Origin of the sequence: Evansella tamaricis (assembly GCF_019042215.1) — a bacterium.
In the GTDB taxonomy this organism is placed as follows: Bacteria; Bacillota; Bacilli; order Bacillales; family Salisediminibacteriaceae; genus Evansella; species Evansella tamaricis.
Genome location: NZ_JAHQCS010000143.1, coordinates 1 through 26767, shown reverse-complemented (window position 1 = coordinate 26767; position 26767 = coordinate 1). Strand labels below are relative to the sequence as shown.

At 38.6% G+C, this 26767-nt stretch carries 26 protein-coding genes; 17 read left to right on the top strand and 9 right to left on the bottom strand.

Annotation, left to right across the window (positions count from 1 at the left end; genetic code table 11):
- Window positions 1-531 precede the first annotated feature (531 nt).
- Both KS419_RS17620 and KS419_RS17615 read left to right on the top strand, forming a co-directional pair.
- Window positions 532-684, top strand: coding sequence for a hypothetical protein (locus KS419_RS17620; protein WP_217067703.1), 153 nt, complete (start codon window positions 532-534; stop codon window positions 682-684).
- Between the two features lie 470 nt (window positions 685-1154).
- A complete protein-coding gene (locus KS419_RS17615; RefSeq protein WP_217067702.1) occupies window positions 1155-1406 on the top strand; it encodes a hypothetical protein in 252 nt (83 codons plus the stop codon).
- A gap of 97 nt (window positions 1407-1503) precedes the next feature.
- Here KS419_RS17615 and KS419_RS17610 read toward each other — a convergent pair whose 3' ends face one another.
- Genes KS419_RS17610 through KS419_RS17600 form a run of 3 tightly spaced genes read right to left on the bottom strand, consistent with a single transcriptional unit; the run spans window position 1504 to window position 6163 of the window.
- Window positions 1504-2367 (bottom strand): N-formylglutamate amidohydrolase, encoded by an 864-nt coding sequence (locus KS419_RS17610; RefSeq protein ID WP_217067701.1) that lies wholly within the window; start codon window positions 2365-2367, stop codon window positions 1504-1506.
- Window positions 2364-4520: a M20/M25/M40 family metallo-hydrolase gene (locus KS419_RS17605; protein WP_217067700.1), complete on the bottom strand. Its 2157-nt coding sequence runs from the start codon at window positions 4518-4520 to the stop codon at window positions 2364-2366. The genes KS419_RS17610 and KS419_RS17605 overlap by 4 nt, the downstream gene beginning before the upstream one ends.
- A 26-nt stretch (window positions 4521-4546) precedes the next feature.
- A complete protein-coding gene (locus KS419_RS17600) occupies window positions 4547-6163 on the bottom strand; it encodes a gamma-glutamyltransferase family protein (RefSeq protein WP_217067699.1) in 1617 nt (538 codons plus the stop codon).
- Between the two features lie 180 nt (window positions 6164-6343).
- Here KS419_RS17600 and KS419_RS17595 point away from each other — a divergent pair, with 180 nt between their 5' ends.
- The 7 genes from KS419_RS17595 (at window position 6344) to KS419_RS17565 (ending at window position 14024) form a co-directional block, all read left to right on the top strand.
- Window positions 6344-7471, top strand: coding sequence for a trans-sulfuration enzyme family protein (locus KS419_RS17595; RefSeq protein WP_217067698.1), 1128 nt, complete (start codon window positions 6344-6346; stop codon window positions 7469-7471).
- 331 nt (window positions 7472-7802) lie between these two features.
- On the top strand, window positions 7803-8795 hold the full coding sequence (thiL, locus tag KS419_RS17590) for a thiamine-phosphate kinase (RefSeq protein WP_217067697.1): 993 nt from the start codon (window positions 7803-7805) through the stop codon (window positions 8793-8795).
- Window positions 8796-8811: 16 nt separating this feature from the next.
- The gene (gene tsaE / locus KS419_RS17585; RefSeq protein WP_217067696.1) at window positions 8812-9267 is read left to right on the top strand and encodes a tRNA (adenosine(37)-N6)-threonylcarbamoyltransferase complex ATPase subunit type 1 TsaE; all 456 of its coding nucleotides are present in this window, start codon (window positions 8812-8814) and stop codon (window positions 9265-9267) included.
- Between the two features lies 1 nt (window position 9268).
- A complete protein-coding gene (tsaB, locus tag KS419_RS17580) occupies window positions 9269-9979 on the top strand; it encodes a tRNA (adenosine(37)-N6)-threonylcarbamoyltransferase complex dimerization subunit type 1 TsaB (RefSeq protein ID WP_217067695.1) in 711 nt (236 codons plus the stop codon).
- A 12-nt stretch (window positions 9980-9991) separates the two neighbouring features.
- Window positions 9992-10444, top strand: coding sequence for a ribosomal protein S18-alanine N-acetyltransferase (gene rimI / locus KS419_RS17575; RefSeq protein WP_217067694.1), 453 nt, complete (start codon window positions 9992-9994; stop codon window positions 10442-10444).
- On the top strand, window positions 10441-11469 hold the full coding sequence (gene tsaD, locus KS419_RS17570) for a tRNA (adenosine(37)-N6)-threonylcarbamoyltransferase complex transferase subunit TsaD (protein ID WP_217067693.1): 1029 nt from the start codon (window positions 10441-10443) through the stop codon (window positions 11467-11469). The genes rimI and tsaD overlap by 4 nt, the downstream gene beginning before the upstream one ends.
- A gap of 377 nt (window positions 11470-11846) precedes the next feature.
- On the top strand, window positions 11847-14024 hold the full coding sequence (locus tag KS419_RS17565; RefSeq protein WP_217067692.1) for a hypothetical protein: 2178 nt from the start codon (window positions 11847-11849) through the stop codon (window positions 14022-14024).
- 143 nt (window positions 14025-14167) lie between these two features.
- Here KS419_RS17565 and abc-f read toward each other — a convergent pair whose 3' ends face one another.
- Window positions 14168-16108, bottom strand: coding sequence for a ribosomal protection-like ABC-F family protein (abc-f, locus tag KS419_RS17560; RefSeq protein WP_217067691.1), 1941 nt, complete (start codon window positions 16106-16108; stop codon window positions 14168-14170).
- A 196-nt stretch (window positions 16109-16304) separates the two neighbouring features.
- On the opposite strand from abc-f, the gene moaC reads away from it, so the two are divergent.
- The 4 genes from moaC (at window position 16305) to KS419_RS25325 (ending at window position 19401) form a co-directional block, all read left to right on the top strand.
- Complete coding sequence (gene moaC, locus KS419_RS17555; RefSeq protein WP_217067690.1) at window positions 16305-16796, top strand: cyclic pyranopterin monophosphate synthase MoaC; 492 nt, start codon at window positions 16305-16307, stop codon at window positions 16794-16796.
- Window positions 16797-16846: 50 nt separating this feature from the next.
- Complete coding sequence (locus KS419_RS17550) at window positions 16847-17482, top strand: redox-sensing transcriptional repressor Rex (protein WP_217067689.1); 636 nt, start codon at window positions 16847-16849, stop codon at window positions 17480-17482.
- 273 nt (window positions 17483-17755) lie between these two features.
- On the top strand, window positions 17756-19171 hold the full coding sequence (locus KS419_RS17545; protein WP_217067688.1) for an MDR family MFS transporter: 1416 nt from the start codon (window positions 17756-17758) through the stop codon (window positions 19169-19171).
- Window positions 19172-19266: 95 nt separating this feature from the next.
- On the top strand, window positions 19267-19401 hold the full coding sequence (locus KS419_RS25325) for a hypothetical protein (RefSeq protein ID WP_281419841.1): 135 nt from the start codon (window positions 19267-19269) through the stop codon (window positions 19399-19401).
- A gap of 21 nt (window positions 19402-19422) precedes the next feature.
- Here KS419_RS25325 and KS419_RS17540 read toward each other — a convergent pair whose 3' ends face one another.
- On the bottom strand, window positions 19423-19626 hold the full coding sequence (locus KS419_RS17540; RefSeq protein WP_217067687.1) for a YdiK family protein: 204 nt from the start codon (window positions 19624-19626) through the stop codon (window positions 19423-19425).
- On the bottom strand, window positions 19623-20360 hold the full coding sequence (locus KS419_RS17535; RefSeq protein ID WP_217067686.1) for a CPBP family intramembrane glutamic endopeptidase: 738 nt from the start codon (window positions 20358-20360) through the stop codon (window positions 19623-19625). Before KS419_RS17535 ends, KS419_RS17540 begins: the two co-directional genes overlap by 4 nt.
- Before the next feature lie 506 nt (window positions 20361-20866).
- Here KS419_RS17535 and groES point away from each other — a divergent pair.
- From groES to KS419_RS17515, 4 genes are all read left to right on the top strand, one after another.
- Complete coding sequence (groES, locus tag KS419_RS17530; RefSeq protein WP_217067685.1) at window positions 20867-21151, top strand: co-chaperone GroES; 285 nt, start codon at window positions 20867-20869, stop codon at window positions 21149-21151.
- Between the two features lie 68 nt (window positions 21152-21219).
- A complete protein-coding gene (gene groL / locus KS419_RS17525; RefSeq protein WP_217067684.1) occupies window positions 21220-22863 on the top strand; it encodes a chaperonin GroEL in 1644 nt (547 codons plus the stop codon).
- Window positions 22864-23520: 657 nt separating this feature from the next.
- Window positions 23521-23805 carry a type II toxin-antitoxin system Phd/YefM family antitoxin gene (locus KS419_RS17520; protein ID WP_217067683.1) on the top strand — a complete coding sequence of 95 codons (285 nt, stop codon included), beginning with the start codon at window positions 23521-23523 and terminating at the stop codon, window positions 23803-23805.
- Window positions 23795-24103, top strand: coding sequence for a type II toxin-antitoxin system RelE/ParE family toxin (locus KS419_RS17515; protein WP_217067682.1), 309 nt, complete (start codon window positions 23795-23797; stop codon window positions 24101-24103). Before KS419_RS17520 ends, KS419_RS17515 begins: the two co-directional genes overlap by 11 nt.
- A gap of 501 nt (window positions 24104-24604) precedes the next feature.
- Here the strand turns inward: KS419_RS17515 and KS419_RS17510 are convergent.
- The 3 genes from KS419_RS17510 to KS419_RS17500 form a co-directional block, all read right to left on the bottom strand.
- Window positions 24605-24931 carry a hypothetical protein gene (locus tag KS419_RS17510; RefSeq protein ID WP_217067645.1) on the bottom strand — a complete coding sequence of 109 codons (327 nt, stop codon included), beginning with the start codon at window positions 24929-24931 and terminating at the stop codon, window positions 24605-24607.
- Between the two features lie 18 nt (window positions 24932-24949).
- Window positions 24950-25723: an IS21-like element helper ATPase IstB gene (istB, locus tag KS419_RS17505; protein WP_217067644.1), complete on the bottom strand. Its 774-nt coding sequence runs from the start codon at window positions 25721-25723 to the stop codon at window positions 24950-24952.
- Window positions 25720-26767: IS21 family transposase (locus KS419_RS17500; protein WP_217067643.1), on the bottom strand; the 1048-nt coding region annotated here is incomplete at its 5' end. The genes istB and KS419_RS17500, both read right to left, overlap by 4 nt.

Sequence of the window (26767 nt, the reverse complement as noted above, 5' to 3'; positions counted from 1 at the left end):
GGGTTTCCCCCTGTGAAAGTAGGACGCTGCTGGGCAGACAAAGACATTCTCATATGAGGGTGTCTTTTTTTTATGCAGCTGCTCAAGGTTATATTGAATAAGGTGGAGGAAATGAACCAGGTTCGGTTGAATCAGGATCAAAAACCCTAGGTTCAATTCGTGAGCATGGTCGAGAATGAAGGAGCCTGAAGTAGGGGAAAATGAACCAGGTTCCGTTGAACCAGGTTCAAAAACCTTAGGTTCAATCCGTGAGCATGGTCGAGAATGAAGGAGCCTGAAGTAGGGGAAAATGAACCAGGTTCCGTTGAACCAGGATCAAAATCCCCAGGTTCAAACCGTGAGCATGGTCGAGAATGAAGGAGCCTGAACTAGGGGCAAATGAACCAGGTTCAGTTGAACCAGGAACAAAATCCTTAGGTTCAATCAGAGAGCATAAGCGAGAATGAGGTAGATTGAAGTAGGGGAAAATGAACCAGGTTCCGTTGAACCAGGATCAAAAACCTTAGGTTCAAACCGAGAGCATGGTCGAGAATGAAGGAGCCTGAAGTAGGGGAAAATGAACCAGGTTCGGTTGAACCAGGATCAAAATCCCCAGGTTCAAACCGTGAGCATGGTCGAGAATGGAGGAGCCTGAAGGTGGGACAAATGAACCAGGTTCCGTTGAACCAGGATCAAAATCCTTAGGTTCAATCCGTGAGCATAAGTGAGAATGAAGGAGCCTGAAGTAGGGGCAAATGAACCAGGTTCCGTTGAACCAGGATCAAAATCCCCAGGTTCAATCCGTGAGCATAAGTGAGAATGAAGGAGCCTGAAGTAGGGGCAAATGAACCAGGTTCAGTTGAACCAGGATCAAAATCCCCAGGTTCAAACCGTGAGCATGGGCGAGAATGAAGGAGCCTGAAGTAGGGGCAAATGAACCAGGTTCCGTTGAACCAGGATCAAAACCCTCAGGTTCAAACCGTGAGCAAGGGCGAGAATGAAGGAGCCTGAAGTAGGGGCAAATGAACCAGGTTCAATTGAACCAGGATCAAACCCCCTAGGTTCAATCCGTGAGCAAGAGCGAGAATGAAGGAGCCTGAAGGTGGGGCAAATGAACCAGGTTCAGTTGAACCAGGATCAAAACCCCCAGGTTCAATCCGTGAGCAAGAGGGAGAATGAAGGAGATTGAAGGTGGGGTAAATGAACCAGGTTCAATATCCTTAGGTTCAATCCGTGCAAGAAGGAGTATAAAGGAGATTGAAGGTGTGGTAAATGAACCAGGATCCATCGAACCACGAACAAACCCCACCACGCAAGGTTCCATCAACCCACAACCACTTGATCACTTCAATAGCAAGTATCATTACATAAAAGAAGCAATATTATTACCAATAAAATACCGATCGAGTAGTCCATTATCAAAATGAATAGAAAAAAGGTCACCAGGAATCGACACAGGTAACCTAATAATGATTTCATCAATAATAGAAAATCAACACAATCCCTACTAAATCTTAGAATAAATCAGCGTACTTTTTTCCTTGTTGTTGTAAATTCATCAATTAATTCTTGAAATACTTTATATAATCTTGTTTTAATTTCTTTCATTCTCGCTAAGTCTAACTGACTCGGTTCTATGGAAAGGAGATCAGAGCTAGGTAAATAAAGACTTCGATTAATTTCTAGCTGTACCCAAGGGATGAGTCCTTTTTGACCATGGTGTTTTGTAATATAGCCTCCTGAGAAGGGATCATTAATAGTAACTAATGGCACATCCTCGCCTAAAGGTAGGCTAATAAAATTAGCAAATTTCTTCTCCAGCAATGACTTAAACTTTAGAATCAATTCTGAAGGAGCCGAAATAGGTTCATGTTTAATTTCGCCAGTTAGAGAGCCACGATTGCCCAAACAGAAGATAGGCCGTTTTTCCCAACTGTTACTATTCTTTACTGGACCGATATCTAACATAGTGTGACAGTCTATTCCTAATAGGACATGTGGATTGTTAGATGCCCGTTCCAATTTAATGTGATAAGGTTTATAGTATCTATCTATAATTTCTTTTATTTCTATTTCAGATAATTCTCCAGAAAAGGTATTCCATACAGTTTTTCCATCAACTGTTTTTGTCTTAATAATTCCATCAGGATTAGTTGGAGGCATATCATCTATAGACCGATTAAGATCTACTACAATTCTGGAAATGTCAGTTTCCATAAATTCTTCCACATCATTTTTAAAATCATAGAGATAATTTGACCATGTATCGCAATCCAATAAGATGTCTTTTTCACTTAATAAACATTTATCCCTTATAAACGAAGGTATAGTGAGACCACCGTGAGGAACAGATATTAAAATTGGTAACTTCTTATTATTGTCAATCATGGCTTTTGTTCCATTAATAATAACGCTAATAGGAAGGAACGTTCAATTAATTCTCCTCGATGTATGGCTTCATGAGGTGTATATAAACCTTTGCTAGCCGGTGCAAAGCCGCAAATAACTGGTATGCTTTTGGACACTTCCCCTGCTGCGGTAGAAAGTAAACTTGATTCCGTACCAAAAGGAATATTCCACTGTTTGCTCAGTTCTTTTAGTCTCTTCGTTATTGGGTTATTCTTTTTTCTTATTAATGGTGGTCTTTCTACAATTTTTTCTACATAAGAATGCATTCCTTGTGTACTGGAATTTGTTTTAAATGTTTTTCTTATTTGTTCTTCCACTTCTTCAGCTAACACTTCATCAATAAAGGTGACATAAATGGTTGCGCGGACACGGTGAGGTAGTAAAACACTGTATCTTTCTGAATGCACATCTTGAATGGCAACCGTCAATTTCTTATCAGAGTTACTGAACTCCTTAAGTTTTTCAGCTTTCTGAATAAAATAGCTTAAAACATCAATTTGTTTTGAATATTTCCCAATTCTTAAAGGGTCACCTTCTATAATGACACTAAATTTCTTCGAACCTCTCCGTTGTTCAGAAATTTTCCCACCTACAAAACCAGGTTGTAACACAATAACCTCTTTTGCTTGCTTTGAAACTTTTCGTAAGGTATCACTACTGTATCTCATTCCTCTACCTTCATCTGAATAAAAGAAGATACCGATTTTTTTCTTAGATAAAGTTTTATGCTCTTTTAATGAGTTCAAAGCCGTAAATAAAGTAACTAATCCACCTCGGCTAGAAGCTACTCCTTCACCAAATATCCATTCCTGTTCTGTACGGAAAGGGATTGGGAAACCTGAACGGTCTCCTGGAATATCAATAGGTACTACAAGTAATGTCCCATCTTTGAAACCAGCTTTTGATTCCCATGTCCATGCAGAGCGACCGTTCGTATACTCTTCCACTTGTCTTAATCCCAATTTCTTTAGCCTGTCATCCATACGTTTTCTTACGGTATTTAATCCAACTGGATCTTCTGTCCAACTGGATATATTTGTCCAAGCTTTTAAATCTGCCTCAATCTTATCCCGGCTTTGTGTGATGGAATTAAAAATGCTTATGGATTCTTCACTTGCATCTCCCATGTTGTTATCTAAAAAATAGGGACCAAAATAACGTTCACAAGTGATATCGATTAAACGGTTCATCAAGTCCGTATAATTTAAGCCCATTTTTTCAGCGGCGAATACAAATGAACCGTCTGCTCCAAGACTGGCCATGGAATTCACTTCAAGAATATACGGGTTGCCGTCTTTGTCTATTCGAAAATCTACTCTGGCACTGTCATAGCACCCGAGAGCATTAAACGTATCAATGGCAAGTTGTTGGACTTTCTTTGTTTGTTCTTCACTTAGTCGAGCAGGACAAACTTTTTCCACGGTGCGCCCACTTTTATTTTTCTTATCTTCATATGTGAAAATCTGTTCTCCTTCACCAAAGACAAGTTCCACGGGTGGGAGAGCCTCAACGGGATTATTTCCTAGTAACCCCACATTTACTTCACGTCCATCAATATATTCCTCTACTAGGGTCGGCTTATTAAAAGTCTCATAAATGGTTTGTACACCAGACCTTAGTTCATCTTCATTATGAACAATTTTCAACCCAAATGAGACTGCTTCGTCTTTCGGTTTGACAATTAAAGGGTAGGTGAGATTATCCATAATAGGGGAATCGGGTTTGTCCAGTACTGTAAATTTTGGTGTGGGTAATCCTTTTTGGATTAAAATCATTTTTGTGACAACTTTGTCTAAAGCCAAGGCGTGGGTTTCAGGTCCAGACCCAACATAAGGGACCCCAATCATTTCAAGGATGCCTGGGATGTGCATATATCTCCCTTTTCCCTGTATTCCATAGCTTAAATTAAAAACTAGTCCAGGCCGTTCCCCTGCAATAACAGAGGGCATAAATTCTTCTAGTTTTGAGATAATGTTTTTATCTCCTTCGAACGTTTTTACTTGATGCCCTCCAGCTGCCAACGCTTCTTTAATATTTTTGATTGTCGTAAGTCCGTATTTTTCTCTATTTAACGTTCCGAATAGGTTAATGACCGCTTGGCTCTCCCGGTTATACACCACTGCAATTTTCATTTTGAATTATCCCTGCCTTCCTTGTTTTATTTAATTGTGGTTGGTCCCTTTGCCGTTCCATCTCGTCGTGGGTCTGCAACTCCAAAGAAGGATTCTTCACGAGATAGTGGAATCTGTACTCCTTGGACACAGCCTAAATAAAAACTATATGGTCCTCTATTTTTCAATTGAAAACCAGTTAAGTGCAATGCATTAAGAACATCAGGATTAAACCTTTTTTCTTCAATTTGAAGAAGCCCTGTATCAGAAGAATGGAATCTTGGCGCAGCAATTGCTTGATCTAGGGATTCCTGACGGTCGACCAGTCTTGTTATTACCTGAGCTAAAGCTGTTGAGATACGACTGCTGCCCGGACTACCTAATAAATATCGAGGCATCCCATTATTAAATAATAATACTGGAGCAACACTGCTCCATGGTTTTCCACCGGGTAACAAATAATATGGATGTGTCATGTTTTTATATTCAAAGGCACTCATGTAATTATTGTAAAAAAATCCGAGACCTTCAGCCATTGTTTTGCTGCCAAAGACTAATTCAATTGATTGGGTTATTCCTACAGCATTTCCTTCTTTGTCGACCACTGATAAATGGGTCGTTTCCCCGGAGTGTGGTGGAGGAGAATACTTTTCTTGTAGAGCGAATTGATAAATTTCCGCAATCCGATTTGTCAGTTCTTTCGCATAGCCTTTATCGAGCATCATTTTGTTCACTGTTTGAAGGTAGTAGTCAGGATGGATTGGTACCCTTTGCCTATTTATTAGGGCAAACCGAAATGCGAGACCGTAGATAGCCGCACCTATGGGATTCTCAGGATTAAGTATTTCGGAAGGGAACCCTTCTAGTGTATTTAGAATTTGAACTAAAACTCGGCCTGCTCCAGGTGGTGGAAACGTGTAAATGTCATAATTCCGGTAACTGCTTTTTAAAACTTCCCGTTCCACAGGTTGTGGAATCTGGCATAAGTCAGCTGCAGTAATAAGTCCCCCTCTCTTCTCCATATCTTTAATAATTTGTTGTCCAATATTACCCATATAAAAATCCTGCCAACCAGCATCTCCCATTGTCCTTAAACAAGAAGCTAGTTCTGGCTGACGTAAAGTCTGCCCTGGCTGTAACGGGACATTATTGGAAAAATAATTCTTAACAACGGAGGGGTCTTTCCGTAAGTGCTCTTCTTCTTTTTTTATTAACCGATGGACTAGCGGTGATACTGTGAAGCCCTCTTCGGCAGCTGTAATAGCAGGCTCTAGTACTTCCTTAAAGGTGAGTTTCCCGTATTTTTCCTGCATATAACCAAGTGTTGCCGGTGTGGATGGGACGGTAGTGGATGTTATTCCAAGCTTGATAGGTTTTTCTGGTGTTTTTGTAGGCTGAATGTTAAATGGCGCACGGGAAGATCCATCCAAGGAAAAGATACGATTGTTTTCCTTTAGATAGACTAGTGCCATAGATTGCCCACCTAATCCGGATGCTTGTGGTTCTGTTACTCCTAAACAGAGGGCGGCAGCAACTGCTGCATCGATAGCATTGCCGCCTTTTTCAAGCATCTTAACACCCGCATCTGTAGCAGGCTGGGATGCAGTGGAAACCATACCGTTTCTATTATTTGCTGAAGATATTTTAACCATTCGATCGCTCATTCTTTCTCTCCATTCTCTCCGTAACAAATCATCTTCGTTCAGAATATTTTACCACAGGGGGATATAATTTAGATGATGTTTAAAAAAAATCGTTAATATATCCTTTTACGCTTAAATGGTTTACAATGACTGTTAAGTATTGGTTATACTTGAGGAAACTTTAAATCAGGGGGGCTAGGAATGCGATTTGAAACGAAAAATGTTCATTTTCAAGAAAAATTAGATACTAAGGAAATCAGTAAATCAAAACCTATTTATCAAACATCAGCTTTTTCATTTCATGATTTAGAAGATATGGAAGCTTATTTCGAAGGAAAGAAATCATATATGTATACACGGGTAGGTAATCCTAATACAGATGATTTAGGAAAAGGGGTTGCAGACCTAGAAGGGGCAGAAGCTGGAGTGGCATCTTCCTCAGGTATTTCTGCCATTCTTGCGGGAGTTTTAGCTGTCGCAAAAGCAGGAGACCATATTGTTGCTACAGAAGATTTATATGGTGGTACATATCAGCTTTTTGCGAAAGAATTAATGGACCTTGGAATAGAAGTTACCTTTGCTGATTTCTCCAATCATAAGGAAGTGGAGAACAGCATGAAAGAAAATACGGTACTCTTGTATTCCGAATCCATAACCAATCCATTACTTCGAGTGGAAGACCTGAACGGATTAGTTCAACTTGGGAAAAAATTTGATATAAAAACTATGATTGATAATACTTTTGCAACTCCTTTTTTAATTAGGCCCCATGAATTTGGAGTAGACCTTGTTGTTCATAGTGCAACAAAGTATATTGGAGGTCACAGTGACATATCTGCAGGGGTTGTAACAGGAAGTTCCTCGATCGTGAAAAAAGTGAGAGCTAAAATTGTTAATTTAGGAAGTAATTTAGGTCCATTTGATGGATGGTTGGGATGCAGAGGATTAAAGACTTTAAGTTTAAGGATGGAAAGACAAAGTTCCAATGCCAGAGCACTTGCCGACGCCCTCGCCAAGCATAACAACGTAAAGAAGGTATACTATCCTGAAGGAGTATCAGAACGTGGCGAAGGTGCAATTGTAACCATTGATCTGGCTGACCACATGGATGTATATGCCTTTTTCCGTCATTTATCTTGGGTAAAAGTAGTTCCTACATTAGCAGGGGTAGAAACATCGGTTACTCATCCTGTTGGGACATCCCATCGACCAGTACCTGTGGAGCTCAGGGAAAAACTAGGTGTATTTCCATCATTGGTACGAATTTCTGTTGGAATTGAAGATAAGCAGGATATTATTGAGGCATTTGAAAAGGCACTAGAGATATAACGTATTGGATGTCTCATACTAGTAAGAAGTTTTCGTATGGTAGAGAAATAGATAAGGCAAACGATCGCGATCCGACCAATTAGATCCTTTAATTGGTCGTTTTCTATGTATAGTGAAATGACTGTTCCATACTCATCGATTATACACACAGGGAGGTTACGTCTTTCATCGGTTTAGAGGTCCTCATATAGAATGTTTGTCAAGGACATCCTTTTCTTCTAGTTATTCAGGCAGTTTGATATAATGGAGGGACGAATAGAAGGATGGATTAGCGGTTGATAAATTAGGGAATTCTAAGAATAGCTCCCTGGGAGATTAAGGTGCATAAGACATGAATAATGAAATGAAATGGATTCAAAGTATAACACCTCAAAAGTACCATCAGCCTTCCCTCAAAGTAGGTATAGGGGATGATGCTGCAATTTATCATACAGAAGAGGGCATGGAAACGGTCGTTGCCGTGGACACCATGGTGGAAGGTATTCACTTTACAAAAAAAACGATGTCCATGAAGGCAATCGGTCATAAGGCTCTGGCAGTGAATATTAGTGATCTAGCTGCTATGGGTGCAATCCCTAGGTATTATCTCGTATCCATTGCAATCCCTAAAGAAGGATGGGGGAAAAAAGAGTTGGCTGACATATACTCTGGAATGTCTGAAATAGGGGATTTACATAGGATGGATTTAATTGGTGGAGATACGGTGTCTATTAAATCCACTTTAGTAATCACTGTAACGGCTATTGGAATAGTGGAAAAAGGCCGAAGGTTAGTTAGGGCTAATGCCAAACCTGGGGATGTAGTATTTGTTACTGGTCCTTTAGGATTATCGGCATTTGGCCTAGAGCACTTATTGAATGAGGGTCTTTGTACTATGGAAGACGAAAAACTATGGCCATACATAAAAGCACATCAATTTCCTGTTCCCCAAGTGAAGGCTGGCCGTCTTCTGGCAGAAAGTAATTTCCGGATTTCATTAAATGACATTAGTGATGGACTTGCCAGTGAGACCATGGAAATTGCAGAAGCAAGCGGGGTTTCTATTGAACTCCAGTGGAATGCAATCCCTACGGGTACCACATTAAAAGAAAAGAGTAGAGATGAACAAGAGAAGTGGATTCTCTATGGTGGGGAAGACTTTCAACTGATTGGGACAGTAGGGAAGGAAAACTGGGATGAACTATGGAAGAAGTTCCAGGAAAATCAATTACCCCTCTATGCCATCGGACAAATCAATGATTCAAAAGGAATAGTAAAAGTAGAGTTAATAAACAACGCCGGTAATAGAGATACACTTACGAAAACAGGATATGACCATTTATGAAACGGGGGGAAATTGGATGACTTACCAAAGAGAATATATATCCCACTCCCTTGAAGAAACACAACAGCTGGCAGAGCATTTAGCGAACTTATTGAAACCAGGAGATTTGGTGACATTAGAGGGGAATTTAGGAGCAGGGAAAACAAGTTTTACAAAGGGATTAGCCAAAGGTTTAGGAGTCGCCGGAAACGTTAATAGTCCCACATTTACTATTATAAAAGAATACCAGGGCAAGGTTCCTTTTTACCATATGGATGCTTACCGGGTGGAAGATGAATTGGAAGATCTGGGCTTAGACGAGTATTTTGAAGGGGATGGCGTAACTGTGGTAGAATGGCCTTCCATGATAGAAGAGCAACTGCCTAAAGAAAAATTAGCTATTAGGATTGAGTATATGGCTGAAAATAAAAGAAAACTGACTTTTATGGCCAGTGGAAGTCACTTTATCTCAGTTTGTAAGGAGATTTTTTAACATGAATGTTTTAGCGATAGATACAACAAGTTATGTTTTAGGAGTAGCTATTTTAAAGGATGGAATGGTGGCGGGGGAATACATCACCCATCTGAAAAAAAACCATTCGGTTAGATTAATGCCTGCAATCAGAGGGTTAATGGAAGAGGTAGACATCACACCAAACCAATTGGATCGCATTGTAGTGTCAGAAGGTCCTGGTTCGTACACTGGTGTCCGAATTGGGGTGACAACGGCTAAGGCAATGGCATGGTCGCTGAAGATTCCCTTAGTTGGGGTATCTAGTCTGGAAGTTCTGGCGCAAAACGGCAAACACTTTTCTGGAGTGATTTCTCCATTTATAGATGCTCGGCGAGGACAAGTTTATACGGGATTGTATGAAAGTAGACAGGGAATTGTTACATGTGTAGAACAGGATCAGATTTTGCTTCACCGAGATTGGTTAAACCATTTAAAAAAGCAGGAGAAAAGCATCTTATTTTTAAGCATAGATATTGGAATTCACGTAAAGGAAATTAAAGATATTCTTGGGGAACAGGCAGTTATTCCCCCTATGACAGAACAATTTCCTAGACCAGGAGAACTTGCGAGGTTAGGGATGGAAAAAGAGGTAACTGGGGAAGTACATTCCTTTTCTCCAAATTACATCCGATTAGCAGAAGCGGAAGCCAAATGGCAAGAAAACCAAAAGCAAAAGGAAACTAATAAATAGGGGAATCGTCGTATGGGGGAAGAGATTCGAATAAGGTTAATGGAATTAGATGATCTGGATCAGGTGATGAAAGTAGAGGAATCCTGCTTTCCAACACCATGGAGCAGAGGGGCTTTTGTCAATGAATTAACAACCAATCAATTTGCCTATTATCTTGTGGCTGAAATAGAGGATCAAATCATTGGTTATTGTGGGGTATGGATCATTATTGATGAGGCCCATATTACAAATATCGCAGTTTACTCCCCTTATCGAAGAAAAGGGATCGGTGATAAGCTTTTGTATGGAATTATGGAGATGGCCCAAACCCTTGGTGCAAAAAAAATCACATTGGAAGTGCGTGTATCCAACGAAACGGCAAAAAAATTATATCGAAAGCATGGGTTTGAAAATGGTGGTATTCGTAAAAATTACTATACTGATAATCAAGAGGATGCACAAATTATGTGGGTGATGCTGGAATGACGGAAGAAAAAAATATCATTATCTTAGGAATTGAGACAAGTTGTGATGAGACTGCAGTTGCAGTTGTAAAAAATGGACGAGAAATATTAAGCAATATAGTCTCGTCTCAGATGGAGAGTCATAAACGATTCGGTGGAGTTGTCCCTGAGATCGCGTCTCGCCATCATGTGGAACAAATTACAACTATTTTAGAAGAGGCGATGGAGGAAGCAAATGTTTCATTTGATGAGCTAGATGGAATTGCTGTTACAGAAGGACCAGGGTTAGTTGGTGCACTTCTCATCGGTGTGAATGCGGCAAAAGCTGTTGCATTCACTCAGAATAAGCCCTTGATCGGTGTACATCACATTGCTGGGCATATTTATGCAAACCATATTGTGGAGGAATTGACGTTCCCTCTACTCACATTGGTTGTATCTGGGGGACATACGGAATTAGTATATATGGAAGAACACGGAGTCTTCCATGTCATCGGTGAAACGAGAGATGACGCGGTGGGAGAAGCATATGATAAAGTTGCTAGAACACTAGGGTTACCATATCCTGGAGGACCTCATATTGACCGGCTTTCCCAGGAGGGGGAACCTACGATTCCTTTGCCTAGAGCTTGGTTAGAACCAAACTCCTTTGATTTTAGCTTCAGTGGGCTTAAGTCTGCAGTTATCAACACACTCCATAACGCAAAACAGCGTGGCGAAGAGATCCCTGTGGAAAACATAGCCGCAAGTTTTCAAGATAGTGTAATAGATGTATTGGTTACGAAAACACTAAAAGCAGCAGAAGAAAAAAAAGTCGACCGTATCCTTTTAGCTGGTGGCGTGGCTGCAAACAAAGGCTTAAGGGAGCAATTATCCACAAAATGTGAAGAGGCAGGGATAAAACTAACTATTCCTCCCATGTCCCTGTGTACGGATAATGCAGCAATGATTGCATCAGCAGGCACGATTTTTTATGAGTTAGGGTACCGCTCAAACGATCAATTAAATGGTCAACCAGGTTTAGAACTACCAAAAATTAAACCGTAATTCGTTAAGAACTCGCCTTCTTGTCTACAATAGGACAAGAAGGTTTTTAAATGTGTGGTCTTTTTCTTCATATGGGACTTTTGTTTATCCACCAGGAAAGCAAAGAAATGGGGAAAAGTCACAGAAACTATTATCAAAAAGAACCAGAATTATTCATTCTGTGGAAAAAGACGAATATATGATCTTGTTAATAACATGCTGTGCACAACCTGTGGATAATGGGGAAAAACTTGTCGAAACATGGTAGGTAAGGGAATAGAGTTGTTAACAATCTTTCTGTGGATAACTCCACTATTCTGTTAATAACTATTAAAAGTGTTGAAATATACTAATCAAACCTGTGGATAGGGCTGTGGATTATGTGGATATGTCAGAAAATGAACTTGGTAAAAGTATTAACTATAATATTGTTTATTAGTAGCCTATCTTTATTTATAGGTGATATGGGAAGTAAGTCCTATGCAGGAAATGAAAAGTGGGAAGAAAAACATCTTATTTTATTTTTAGTACCAGGGTTATCCATGGAAGAACTTGATTGGTATCAAAGCTATACAAATTATCCACAACTTTGGGGATCGGGAGCTTATGCTGCTGTTAATTTAAAGCCGGAAGGAAGTTACTCCTATTTAAATAATACTGTCTCATTAAGTAGCGGGAAACGTGCTCTAGGGGTGAAGGATTGGAATGCTTTCGAAAAAGGTGAGAGTTGGAATGATGTACCTGTAGAGGAACTATTCAACAGGTGGTATGGGTCGTCTTCAACATCAAACATTCTTCACCCACTTATCAGCGGATTAATAGCTAAAAACGAAGATTCCAGTTTCAATGCAACGATTGGCTGGCTAGGAAGTCTTTTACAAGAGGAAGGTGTCTCTACTGCTGTTTTCGGCAATTCTGATTTAGATATGGAAAAAATTAGATATGGATCATTATTTGTCATGAATGATGCTGGGGAAGCGGATGGATTGTTGACAGGAGTGGTTGAAGAAAGACCAGGTGAACCTGGTGGATGGGAAATGTCTGGAGAAAAACTCATTCATGAAGTTAAACAGTTTCAAAATAAACATGAGGCTAGTTTTACCGTTATTGAGTGGGGAGATATTCACCGACTTTTTTCAGAGAAAGACAAAATGATCCCTTCTCACTTTGATAATCAATATAGGGCAACCTTAAAAAGGCTTGAGATAACCCTTCAAGACCTTATCAGTGGAACAGATGCAGATATATGGTTATTATCCCCTTCTGTTCACTCAGAGGCCTATCAGAGGAAAAATCAATTAGGTCCATTTTGGATCTGGGAGGAAAAATTCACCTGGCAAGGGAAAATAAATTCAGAAACAACAAGAAGAGAATCTCTCATTAGTAACGCAGATATTGCCCCTTCGATTGTGTCTTTCTTTGATATAAATACTCCAATGGATAAAGTGTCAGGGAAAGCGATAATCGTAGGTGAAACGGACAAATGGTCTTATTCACAATTTAAAAGGAGAATCGATGAAGTAAATAAAGTGTTCCGTAATCGGGGGGCCGTTCTCTCAAGTTATATTTCTGGGCTCGTGGCAATGTTAGTGATGGTCTCCCTTGTATTTTGGTTATTTGAACGGAAAAGAAAAGCGAGACGATTGGCAGATACATTATTATTAAGTGGAGTATTGTCTCCATTTTGTTTCTTGGTCACGTCTCCTATCATATTACCATTCTCCTCATTAGGATATGTGATACTAATAATGTTTTCCAGTGTTGGTACTGCTTTAATCTTAAAAAAGTTGATTAAGGAAACATACAGTTTTGCATGTTTCTTGTTTTTCATTACGTTACTAATAGATATTGTTTTTTTTGCCAGTTATTTAACTGAAAGATCGTTTCTGAGTTATGACCCGGTTATTGGAGCAAGGTATTATGGAATTGGAAATGAGTATGCAGGTATTTTCATTGTAAGTGGTATTTTAATGACAGCCTTTTGGCTAAAAAATTCGATTACGAATAAGTGGTTGTCATGGTGGTCACTTTTTGCTGTACTTTCCTTCACATTGGTTATTTTAGGAGGGTCTTCTTACGGAGCAAATGCTGGAGCGAGTTTGTCCACTGGAGTGGCTATCGTTTTCGTTTTTATCCTGTATATGAAAAGGATGAATACAATACTAAAGATAATTATTATGACATTATCTGTAGTCCTCCTTTTTGTAATCTTATATTTATTGCAATTAACGAATCAAAATAGTCACATTGCCATCGGTTTTCAACACTTACTAGGCGGGGACTGGGAGACAATATTCGAAATCATAAAGAGAAAAATTCAAATGAATTGGAAAATATTCAAAGTCTCCTATTGGACTCAGTTATTTATTACAAGTTATTTTTTAATTGGTGTAATTCTATGGAAACATCGAAAAGGGTATTTAATGCATTTTCAGAACGTATTGATAAACTGTTGTATTGTAACTTCCTTGGCACTTCTTTTGTTAAATGATTCAGGTATTGTAGCTGCAGCAACTTCCATGTTTATCACCTTGTGTGTTTGTTATGGATGGTCGTTGGATAAAAGAAGAGGCTAGGACAAAAATGTTTTTATCAATGAAAAATCCGAACGAACTGATAATTGATGCAATCATTAATTAGCTACGGAAATATACATCGCTATCGTTGTATTTTGTTCGGATTTTCAATTAAACACTTTAGTTATGTCTATGTCCCAGCCTCAACTTTCTTCCAGTTGTAAGGTTTCCCATTCTTCCATCCATGAGTGGATGTTTTCTTTCGCTTTTTCAATCGATTCATTTAATTCAAGAGATTTTTCATGATCTTGAAAGACTTCTGGTAAACAAAGTTCTTCTTCCCAAGAAGCAATTTGTTCCTCTGCCTGTTCAATTTCCTTCTCCAATTCTTCAATTTTTCGTTGCCTTTGCCTCTGAATTTTCTTTAATTCCTTTTCCCGTTCATAGTCAGTTCTTACAGATTGATTTTCTGATGGGCGTGAAGGGAAATTAGTCGAGCTATTTGCAATAATCTCTTCCTGTAGCTGCTTCCATTCTTCCTGCTCTAGTTTTTTTTCGAGGTAATAATCATAGTTACCTAGATAATTTGTAACATTTTTTTCGGATAATTCCACTACTCTCGTGGCCATACGGTTCACAAAATAACGGTCATGTGAAACAAACAGGAGCGTTCCTGGATAATCAATTAAAGCGGACTCCAATACCTCTTTACTGTCTAAATCTAAATGGTTTGTAGGTTCATCTAATATCAACAGATTAGATTTTTTCATCATTAATTTTGCCAGAGCTAATCGCGCTTTTTCACCACCACTTAAATCTGAAACGGATTTCAAAACATCGTCCCCGCTAAAAAGAAAATTCCCTAATACCGTTCTAATATCCTTCTCTATCGTTTGAGGGTACTCGTCCCAAAGCTCTTTTAAAACCGTTTTATTGGAAGAAAGTTCTGTTTGTTCTTGGTCATAGTATCCAATAGCGACATTGCTTCCGTAGTAAATATTCCCTTCTATTGGCTTTAACTTTTTGGAAATAGCTTTTATCAGAGTGGATTTGCCAATTCCATTTGGACCAATTAAAGCAACGCTTTCTCCTCTAGTGAGTTTTAAGTTCACATTCTCAATAAGGATATGTTTGTCGTATCCTAATACTAATTGATCTACAGTCAGGACATCATTTCCACTTTGCTTTTGGATTTCAAATCGGAACTTTGCAGAATGATCGTCAATCTGTGGTTGATTCAAAGGATTGATTTTATCCAATTGTTTACGGCGGCTTTTTGCACGATTACTTGTGGAAGCCCGTGCAATATTCTTTTGAACAAACTCCTCTAACTTCTTGATTTCCCCCTGTTGTTTCTCATAGTTTTTCAACTCAATCTCTAATCTTTTCTCTTTTTCCTCGAGATAATTACTGTAATTCCCAATATACTTAATGGTTTGGTTAAAGGATAATTCATAGACTTGGTTAACAACGCGATCTAAAAAGTATCGGTCATGGGATACTACTAGGATTGCCCCGTCATACCCAGATAAATAATTTTCGAGCCATGTTAAAGTCTCGATGTCTAAATGGTTTGTGGGCTCATCTAAAATGAGTAGATCAGGCTTGGTTAACAATAACTTACCGAGGGCTAATCTCGTTTTTTGACCACCACTTAAGGTATTAATTTTTGTGGAATAATCAAAGCTAGAAAAATTTAATCCCGATAAAATCCCCCGAATATCGGCTTCGTATTGGTAACCACCTAAATCTTTAAAATCCTGTTGCATTTGGTCGTATTCAAGGAGAACTTTTTCATAATTTGAATCAGATGGGTCACTCATTTTCTCCTCTAGTTTCCGGAGTGACTGTTCCATTCTCTGGAGGTGTTCAAAAACGAGAAGCATTTCCTCCCAGATGGATCGATGGGAGTTTAACCCACTGTCTTGGGCTAAATATCCAATTGAAACATTTTTTGGTATAATTAAATCTCCAGTATCATAGGAGAGCTCTTTTGCAATAATTTTTAAAAGGGTTGATTTCCCGGCGCCGTTCCGTCCTACTAATGCGATACGATCTCGACTTTGTACTTCAAGTTTAACATTAGAAAGTATCTTTTCAGCGCCAAAGGACTTAGATAATTGTACGCATTGTAATAAGATCATGTTTTTCATCCTCACTATGGAAGTCCAGTAAAACTTTTGAATTCACAAAGTTAGTGTACATGAATAACCAGTATTGTAGCAACTGATTTAGGAAATAAGCAAGAACCCTCGTGACTTCAGTCATGGGTTCTTCACAAACAATATACAGATTGTGAAACAATAGTGTACAATAGAATGAGAGACAGGGGGAACAACCATGGATTCATTCACACACTTTAATGAACAAGGCAGAGCTAAAATGGTGGATATTTCAAGTAAAGGTGAAACAGTCCGTACCGCTGTTGCAAAAGGGAGTATTCGAGTAAATAAGGAAATTTATGAAGGTATTCAAGATGGTAAAATGAAGAAAGGAGATGTGCTTGCAGTCGCACAAGTTGCAGGGATTATGGCGGCAAAAAATACATCTCAATGGATTCCCATGTGTCATCCGTTGTCATTGTCTGGTGTTGATATTCATTTTAAATGGGAAGTAAGTGAAGAATTATACATTCTTCATATGGAGGCAACAGTAAAAACGATAGGAAGTACAGGGGTAGAGATGGAAGCATTAACGGCAGTTTCTGCTGCAGCATTAACGGTTTATGATATGTGCAAAGCTCTAGATAAAGGTATGGTAATTGGCAGTACATATCTATTAGAGAAAACAGGCGGGAAAAGCGGGGATTTTAAACGAAAACATCATACATAGAAGCAAAGATCCCTAATGATTATAAAACGTATAGATGGAGGGGAGTATTTATGGATATCGATCAAACAAAAATTCCACAAGCAACAGCAAAGCGATTGCCTTTGTATTATCGCTTCCTTGAAAGTCTGCAGGCATCTGGTAAACACCGGGTATCGTCTTCGGAATTAAGTGAAGCGGTGAAAGTGGATTCAGCAACTATCCGCAGGGACTTTTCCTATTTTGGGGCACTTGGAAAAAAAGGTTACGGGTATAATGTTAATTATTTATTATCTTTCTTCAGAAAAACCTTAGATCAGGATGAAGTTACAAAAGTAACTTTGGTTGGTGTCGGTAATCTAGGAACAGCACTTCTAAACTATAACTTTTCTAAAAGTAACAACACTCGAATTGAAATGGCTTTTGACGTGGCAGAAGATAAAGTGGGACAAAAAATTGGAAGCGTTCCCATATATCATTTAAACGAGTTTGCGGAACGCGTTGCAAATGAAGTGGAAGTGGCGATTCTTACTGTTCCAGCTCATGTTGCCCAACCGATTGCCGATAATATTGTAGAAAGTGGCATAAAAGCCATTTTAAATTTTACTCCTGCAAGATTATCTGTTCCTGATGATGTTAGGGTACATCACATTGACTTATCCATTGAATTACAATCATTGATTTACTTTTTAAGACATTATCCTCTATAAAAGGAAAGGTAGGACTGTAGAATTTTCTACAGTCTTTTTTAATAGATAATTTGTTAGTTTTGGTTCCTTCGGCAAGTTGCCCAGCTCCAGCGCCTACTCGCTACTGGGCACTTCGCTCGTGAGCTTAGGCGCTTGTGCTTTTCTTACTAAATTCAAAAAAGTTCTGAATATTACATGCTTCTCCTTAGTAGTCATGATATAGTAATAGTATTGTTTCGGGAATCGAAGTGTTTTAGAATACTCTTTAAAAAAAATGGAGCAGGTGAGTAAGTAGTGAGTAAATTACCTCAAAAATGGCTTGTGGTAATCACAGTCCTATTAGGAACTTTTACGATTATTTTAAATAATAGTATGTTAAATCCGGCAGTCCCCCATTTAATGTCAGTTTTTGGAGCGGATGCAGTGGCAACTGGGTGGGTTATTACTATCTTTATGGTGACGATGGGTATTACAATGCCCATTACAGGATTTTTAGGGGATAAAATCGGAAAGAAAAAACTATATATGATTGGTCTAGTTTTATTTATCCTAGGTTCTATTCTAGGTTCCCTCTCATGGAATCTGTCATCCTTAATTATCTTCCGCGGCTTGCAAGGTGTAGGTGGAGGAATGATGATGCCGATTGCCATGGCATTGATTTTTGAAGTTTTTCCACGAAAAGAACGGGGGTTAGCTACAGGAATTTATGGTATTGCGGCCATGATGGCTCCAACCATCGGTCCCACATTAGGCGGCTTTATTATTGAATTAGGTTCTTGGCAATGGCTGTTCTTATGTAACATTCCAACGGGAGTACTAGGGCTCATTTTTGCTGCAATCTATTTAAAACAAACGGCGATAGTAAAGGATATAACATTCGATAGCAGTGGATTTATCACAGTTACATTAGGTGTAGGTGCCATGTTATTTGCATTGGGCAGGGTATCAGAACTGGCGCATCTGAAGGATCCAATTAATATTTCGCTACTTGTAGTAGGTGCATTTGCTCTATGGCTATTTATTAAGATAGAGAATCATAAAGAACAACCGTTACTGGATTTATCCATCTTTAAAATACCAGCTTTTACTTATTCTGTTTTAGTGGGAAGTATTAGTTCCATAAGTCTCTTTGGAGGTATCTTCCTTTTACCTTTATTACTCCAGGTTGTGTACGGTTATGGTGCAATAATTACTGGGTTAACGTTTTTACCTTCTGCTTTATTAGCGGGAATTTTCATGACGGTAGGGGGAAGAATTTTAGACCGCCAAGGTCCTTCCTTGGTAGTGACATTAGGATTAACGTTAATCGCTGGAGCAACTGTGTTTTTAGGCTTTTTATCAATGGAAACTGGTCTATGGGTCATATTTGTTTTAAACGCCATTAGGGGCATTGGAATGGGGTTGAGTACGATGCCATCTACTACTGCGGGTATGAATGCTATACCTGAGAAATTCGTTTCAAGGGGATCTGCCATGAATAATGTATTACGGCAAATGAGTTCATCTTTAGGTATTGTCTTTTTCTCCATTTATTTTGAAGTACGCAGATCACAAATTGGGGCGTTAAATGGCCTATCGATAGAAGAAGCAAGTCTACAGGCAATTAATGAAGGATTTATTGTAATGGCAATATTGACTGTATTAACTATTCCAGTTGGTGTACTCCTCGGAAGAGAACACAAAAAACAGCAACGAGCATCCGCATCTTGAGAAAGCAGCGAGTTGTCTCGACGGATGCACGACAGAGGGAAGCTAGAAGAGGAAGAGACAGAAATAGAGCATCCGCATCTTGAGATAGCAGCGAGTTGTCTCGACGGATACACTACAGAGCGAAGCTGGAAGAGGAAGAGACAGAAATAGAGCATCCGCATCTTGAGACAGCAAATCTAGTAGGGTTGAAAATGGAAAAAAGCCGTATTACATGGAATGCATTTAGCTAACCAGTGTAAGACGGCTTTTATTTATTCCTTTTTATCGTTGTCTTTTTTTCCCGCCAAAGCAAAGTATCTAAAAGCGATCATATAATCTATCGCTGCAACGGCCATGAGAATAATCGTAAAAATATCCCATCCTTCTGTCCTGTTATTTTGCTGAATAGCAAAATAAACGAAGATGCTCGCAATTAAAAAGTATAAGTAACCATAAAATCTAGGGGATCTACTCATTTATACAGTCCTCCAAATAATAAAAATACGATCGTCTGCACATTTTCTAATTGGTCAATTATTCGTTGCAAATCTTCCCCATACATAACTTGAACGAGCATTACAAATGAATTGATTCCAGCATGGGCCATAATTGGGACAATAATCCGTCTGGTTTTCACGTAAAGATAGGCAAAAACAACTCCCATTGTCAAATATACAAGTAAGTGAGAAAAATCAAAATGAACTACAGCAAAAATGAGGCCGCTTGATAATGCTGCAATCCAAAATCCAAAGCGTTTATAGAGACTTCCAAAGATCACCATCCGAAAGACAATCTCCTCCATAATAGGGACGAATACCCCCACCACAATTACAAGGAGTGGAACCGCGTTGGCCCAGCCCACAATCCGCTGCGTATTTTCCGATCCAGGTTCAATTCCAAAAAGATGCATTTCAATCATGGCCGCAATTATTTGTGCTGTATAGGCCATAAACATTCCTGCGATGATCCATAAGAATGTGTCCCCAGCATCGGTTCGATTTCGTGTGAATTCTTTATCAGGTTCTGTCTTTAATGTTAAAAGAAGAATAACAACAAAACCAATCGAAAAAGAAATTAAGATTGTATATCCGATTAATTCCTCTTGTGTTCCTGAAAATCCAAATGCCATAAGTAAAAATGCGGTAGCGGAAGTTCCAACTATGTGCATAAAAATAAAACTAAGTAATATAAGCCAATACCTTCTCGACAAGATTAATTCTCCTTAATTATAATTATGTTTTGTTTGAAAAAAATTTAAATTTACTTTTATAAATTCCCTAGTTAATCGTATCTTTTCCTTCTCATGAGAATATTTGTATATAGTTATCGGATCCTATATACTTTAATTTGTTTCCTGTTGCTTAGGACATTGTATGTAAAAAATACATTTTTCATAACGTTTCTTATTTTACCATAACTGAAGTTCATGCTCGAATCAAACACACTTATGAAATCAACAATTATATTATGAATATTTTTCCATTTAATTGACGATAGTATATGTGATTAAATTCAAATCGTTTTTTGATTAGAGTAGATAATTTTTTTTGTTTTTTACTGTTCAAAATACTTGCAAAAAAAAAGTCATTTGATTATTATTATAATTGTGTTAGCACTCATTAGGTGTGAGTGCTAACAACTAGATTATAAAATCGCGCAGCTTATAAAAAATGTTTTTAAAAGTTGCCGCAATAAATTTAAAGGAGGGTGTTTTCCTTGTTAAAACCATTAGGAGATCGTATTGTAATTGAGTTGGTAGAGCAAGAAGAAAAAACAGCGAGTGGAATCGTTCTTCCTGACTCTGCGAAAGAAAAGCCACAAGAAGGTAAGGTCGTTGCTGTAGGTACTGGCCGTGTGACGGAAAATGGGGAGCGTGTAGCACTAGAAGTAAGTGCTGGGGATTCTGTTATTTTTTCAAAATATGCGGGCACAGAAGTAAAGTACGATGGCAAGGAATATTTGATCCTTCGTGAAACAGACGTATTAGCTGTCATTGGCTAACATTTTGGATTGAGTGATTTAGTACCAAAAACTAATACTACATATGATTATAGGAGGTTGATGATTACATGGCTAAAGATATTAAATTTAGTGAAGACGCTCGCCGTTCCATGAAACGTGGTGTCGACGCTTTAGCAGATGCTGTAAAAGTAACATTAGGACCAAAGGGACGTAATGTTGTCCTTGAGAAAAAATTCGGTTCTCCACTTATTACGAATGATGGTGTTACGATCGCAAAGGAAATTGAATTAGAAGATAACTTTGAAAACATGGGTGCAAAGCTTGTTTCTGAAGTTGCAAGCAAAACAAACGATATTGCAGGTGACGGTACAACAACTGCAACTGTTTTAGCACAAGCAATGATTTCTGAAGGTCTTAAAAACGTGACATCTGGTGCGAACCCAATGGGTATCCGTAAAGGTATTGAGAAAGCAACTCAAGTTGCTGTAGAAGAGCTACAAAAAATTTCAAAACCTATTGAAAGCAAAGAGTCTATTGCTCAAGTTGCTGCTATCTCTGCTGCTGACGATGAAGTTGGCCAATTAATCGCTGAAGCAATGGAGCGAGTAGGTAATGATGGCGTAATCACTGTAGAAGAATCTAAAGGATTCACTACAGAGCTTGAAGTTGTGGAAGGTATGCAGTTCGATCGCGGATATGCATCTCCATATATGGTAACAGATTCTGATAAAATGGAAGCAGTTCTTGATGATCCATATATCTTAATCACTGACAAAAAGATTGCAAGCATTCAAGAGGTATTACCTGTTCTTGAGCAAGTTGTTCAACAAGGTAAGCCAATCTTGATCATTGCGGAAGATGTGGAAGGGGAAGCTCTTGCTACATTAGTGGTGAACAAGCTTCGTGGAACATTCAACGCAGTTGCAGTTAAAGCTCCTGGATTTGGTGACCGTCGTAAAGCAATGCTTGAAGACATCGCTACATTAACTGGTGGTGAGGTGATCACAGAAGATTTAGGATTGGACCTTAAATCTGCTAACATCACTCAGCTTGGCCGCGCTTCTAAAGTAGTTGTTACAAAGGACAACACAACAGTTGTTGATGGATCTGGAGACACTGCAGAAATCGCAGCTCGAGTGAACCAAATTAAAGCTCAATTAGAAGAAACTACTTCTGATTTTGATAAAGAGAAATTACAAGAACGTCTAGCTAAACTGGCTGGTGGAGTAGCAGTCGTTAAAGTTGGTGCAGCTACAGAAACGGAATTAAAAGAGCGTAAACTTCGCATTGAAGATGCATTAAACTCCACACGTGCAGCCGTGGAAGAGGGTATTGTATCCGGTGGTGGAACAGCTTTAGTTAATGTTATTAATGCAGTTAAAGCACTTGCAGCTGATGGGGATGAAGGAACTGGCGTTAACATCGTCGTTCGTGCCCTTGAAGAGCCAGTACGCCAAATCGCACACAACGCTGGATTAGAAGGATCTATTATCGTTGAGCGTTTGAAAAACGAAAGTGTTGGTGTCGGATTCAACGCTGCTACTGGTGAATATGTAAACATGGTTGAAGCTGGAATTGTTGACCCTACAAAAGTAACACGTTCTGCACTACAAAACGCAGCATCTGTTGCAGCTATGTTCCTAACTACAGAAGCAGTTATCGCTGATAAGCCTGAAGAAGGCGGCGCTGGCGGCGGCATGCCTGACATGGGCGGCATGGGCGGCATGGGTGGAATGGGCGGCATGATGTAATAAGAAAAGCGCAAGCGCCTTGGTCACGAGCGACAGGCACTGGAAGGACTTTGATAGAAGCCGCTTTTTGGCTTCAGAAAAGTCCTGAAGTGATCCCGAGCTCGTAGGCGTTGGAGCTGGACATCTGCCCCACCCCTTGATATATAAGGACTTGTTAGTAAGGTGAGAGTGAAATGCTAACATTTTGCTAACATTGAGGAAAATTAACGGAGGCTTCTCATTAGTTGAACAAACTATTGGGAAGCTTCTTTATTTTAATTATTTGGTAACGTGGCCAGAGAACTTAATCCGATGAAATAAGAGATTTTTTTATAGAAGCAAAAGTTAAAGTGAGAGAATTATTTTCCAGGAGTGGAAGGCATTCGAATATTTACTAGTGGTAACTCAATCGAATAAGTATACGAGTGTGTGCTTGGAACGGTAGCTATGGAGGTGGGCCGGTTGATCTGAGCTTGAGGTAAACCAGTTATAAGATTGTTGTAACTCCTAACAAGATTACTGAAAAACTACTTCAAAGAAGAACTTACTTTCTATGAAGTGATTTATTAAAAAGCATTGATATGAAAACAATCGGTTATTACAAATCGTAAAGCATTTGGATGATTTAGCGTAATTATGATAAAATAATGATAAACAATGAATGGGAGGGATGTTTACATGCCATACATTAGACCGGTTTCAGATTTACGGAACAACTTCGCTGATATTTCAAGAACTGTTCATGAAACAGCAGAACCAGTGTTTTTGACTAAGAATGGATATGGTGACATGGTTGTTATGAGTATTGAAGCTTATGAACGAAAATTGTTTGAAAGTGAGATATATTTTAAGTTAAAAGAATCTGAATTGGAAGCAAATTCTACTCAAAAGCGCTATTCACATGAAGAAGTATTCTCTGATTTAAAGGCAAGAATCACAAAAAAGGTTAATGATGATGTATAAGTTACAATACTTGCCTTTAGCATTAAAGGATTTAAGGGAAATTACAGATTATATAACTGATACACATAAAGCTCCAGAGGCTGCGATGGACTTCTTGGATGCCCTGCATGATTCGATATCCATGCTTCAGAAATTCCCTTATTCATATAAAATTTACCAGTCGATTCAGCCCTTGGAGAATGAATATAGGCTTTTACCAGCGAAGAACTATGTTGTATTCTATATTGTTAAAGAAGAAGTCGTTGAAATTCACAGGGTTGTTTACGGAAAAATGGATTTGACCAAGTTTATAAAGTGATATTAAAGCAACCTATAAATCAAATAATTAGCAAATAACATTCAAAAAAGTTTTGTTTTTCCCTATACTAAAGCTGAAATTCATATTCAAGTTATTAAAAATGAATTTAAAAAGAGGTGGAAATCGCTTTGTATTCAAAAGTAAAAGAACCCTCTTGGAAATCGATGGCTAGGTGGTCATTTTAAGTCAAGTTGATTAACATGGATTATGAATTAAGTTTATTAAAATAGTACTGTGCTTAAATGTGCTAATATTTTGCTAATGAAATGATAACATGAGTTTAAAAAAATTGAGGCTCCTCATAAGTTATTAAATAACAAGACAAACAAGAAAACGCATAAAAGAAGCACTGCTGTAACCGTCAAGTAGAATTAAACAGTTTTTGATAAATAAGTTTAAACAGTTTTCATCAATTAAGATTCAACACTTGATTATTCAATAATGGTTACTGCCTTCTTCAGTTTTAATCCCCCTGTCATAAAGACAGGGGATTTTTCACTTCTAAATCCAATCATTCAGTCCTAGTGATTCTTCTAATTGTTGTTTTTCTGCTTTTAGCTTCTCAATTTCTTTTTTAAGTAGGGAATTCTCCGTTAACAGTCTGGCAACTTTCGTTCTGTCATCGATCCCTTCTTCATAGGCCGTTCCTTTTACCTTGCACCAATCATTATATCTATATAGATCATTCTCAACGATAGGGCGCCTTTTATAAGGCATATTTGCCATCTTATTGTTGTCCTTGATCCATTCCCTCACCGATTCTTCATCTACTCTAAATCCGTAGGATTTAAAAAAACTAATTGCTTCTTCTGCGTTAAGACTACTCATTTTAGTTTTCTCCCTTATTTATGATTCAACCTTTTGATTGTCAAATAATGCTTTTCTGTATTTCATCCTAATACTGTCTTGCTCTTCACTAAAGGTCAAGATCTCGCTACGATGAAGAAGGCGATCTAAGATTGCAGTAGTTAACGTTGGGTCTCCAAGGAACTTTCCCCATTCCCCAGGACCCTTGTTAGATGTAAGGATGAACGCTGCCTTGTCGTACATTTCATAGATGAACTGAAAGAACAAGTGTGCATCCTGTGATTCATATGCCATATACATAACGTCATCAATGATGATAAGGTCAGAATTAGTGATTCGCTTATATTTCGTCCTAGACTTGCCTAAGTACTCTTTTGATTTTAAAACATAGATTAGACGATCCATGGATATAAAAGATACCTGGTAGCCGTGCTCGATGGCGTGGATGCCTAAGGCTGTCGACAGATGAGTCTTTCCTACACCTGTTGGTCCCATCATAATTAGGGTAAAGCATTCATCGATCCAAGATAGTTGTTTTAATACATTTAGTTGTTTTTCACCTATCGCTGTCTGTTCTTCCAATCGAAAATTCTCAAATGTCAGAACCTCAGGGAATTCTGCCCACTTCATCAGTTTTTCACTGTTCTTTCTCTCTCTACAGCTCAATTCATGCCGTAGAATTTCATGGATGAACTCATAATATGTCCATCCTTTTGCTTCTGCTTCTCTTAGAAGGTTTGGCAGCTCTTTAGAAGTTTCCGCTAATCGCAAGGTGCGACACTTATCCTGAAGTACTTCGTATGGCTGGCTCATCTATTTCCACCTCCCTGAAGAACACTGAAATAGATGTCCTCTTTTCGCTCAGGTGCTACTAGGTCCTTATATTTTTCATTTAAAGTTTCCGAGTTCTTTCTTTGCCTTCGGCTTTGAACTTCCAAAGAGATGGCGATATCTCGTAAATCATTTGCACTTGTCAGTCGCAGACGTCTCATTTCATTAATTGCCTCTTCAACGAAGGCAGGGTACTTCAAGATAACGGATTGCACCACTTTCAATTGATCAACTATATGACGAGGGTATTGCTCAGATAACAGCTCGACGAGCCACTTTGCAGATTCTTTATTATCTAACATTTCCTCCACCTGCTGGATGAGAAGATCGCGTTTGGTCTGCTTGCGATTCCGGTGAGTGGGATCCGATATCACCTCTCCTTTTCCTTCCGCAATTTTATGTTGTGCCAGGACTTGTCCGTTTTTCTGTAGCCGTATATATAAATACTCATTATCAGTTTCGATATAGGCAATATTCGGTGCGCCTTTTCGATATGTACCACGAGGTACACTGTAACGATTGCCCTCAAACCGAATGATATTGTCTTTGTGGATATCTCTTGATATACTAGAATCGAAGATATCTTCAAAAATGTAAGTTCCAGAGACCTTTTGTAGGTGTTGCTTTTCCAGGGCGTACACCTCAACGGGTCTTTTTTTTGTATTATGATGGACCTTATAATTCCCTGTTCGCTTTAGCCATCTCATACAGGAATTCTGCCAATCTATTAAATTATCATAAGTACGATTCTTCGCAAAATTAATTTTTACATACTTTACTACCTGTTCAATTTTTCCCTTTGACTGTGGATCGGACTTCCTACAAAGATATACTTTAAACTTTCTTGTCTGTTGGTATTTTGTAAATTCTGCTGTCATGATAAGGTCTCCGGCATTTTCACTGACTGCCAGTAAACGATCCTGATCATAGACTATTTCAATGGACATTCCTCCATAAAAGCGGAAGGCATTTTCGTGCATTCGGATAAGATCATTTGATCTAAATGGCCGGTCTAACCACTCTACG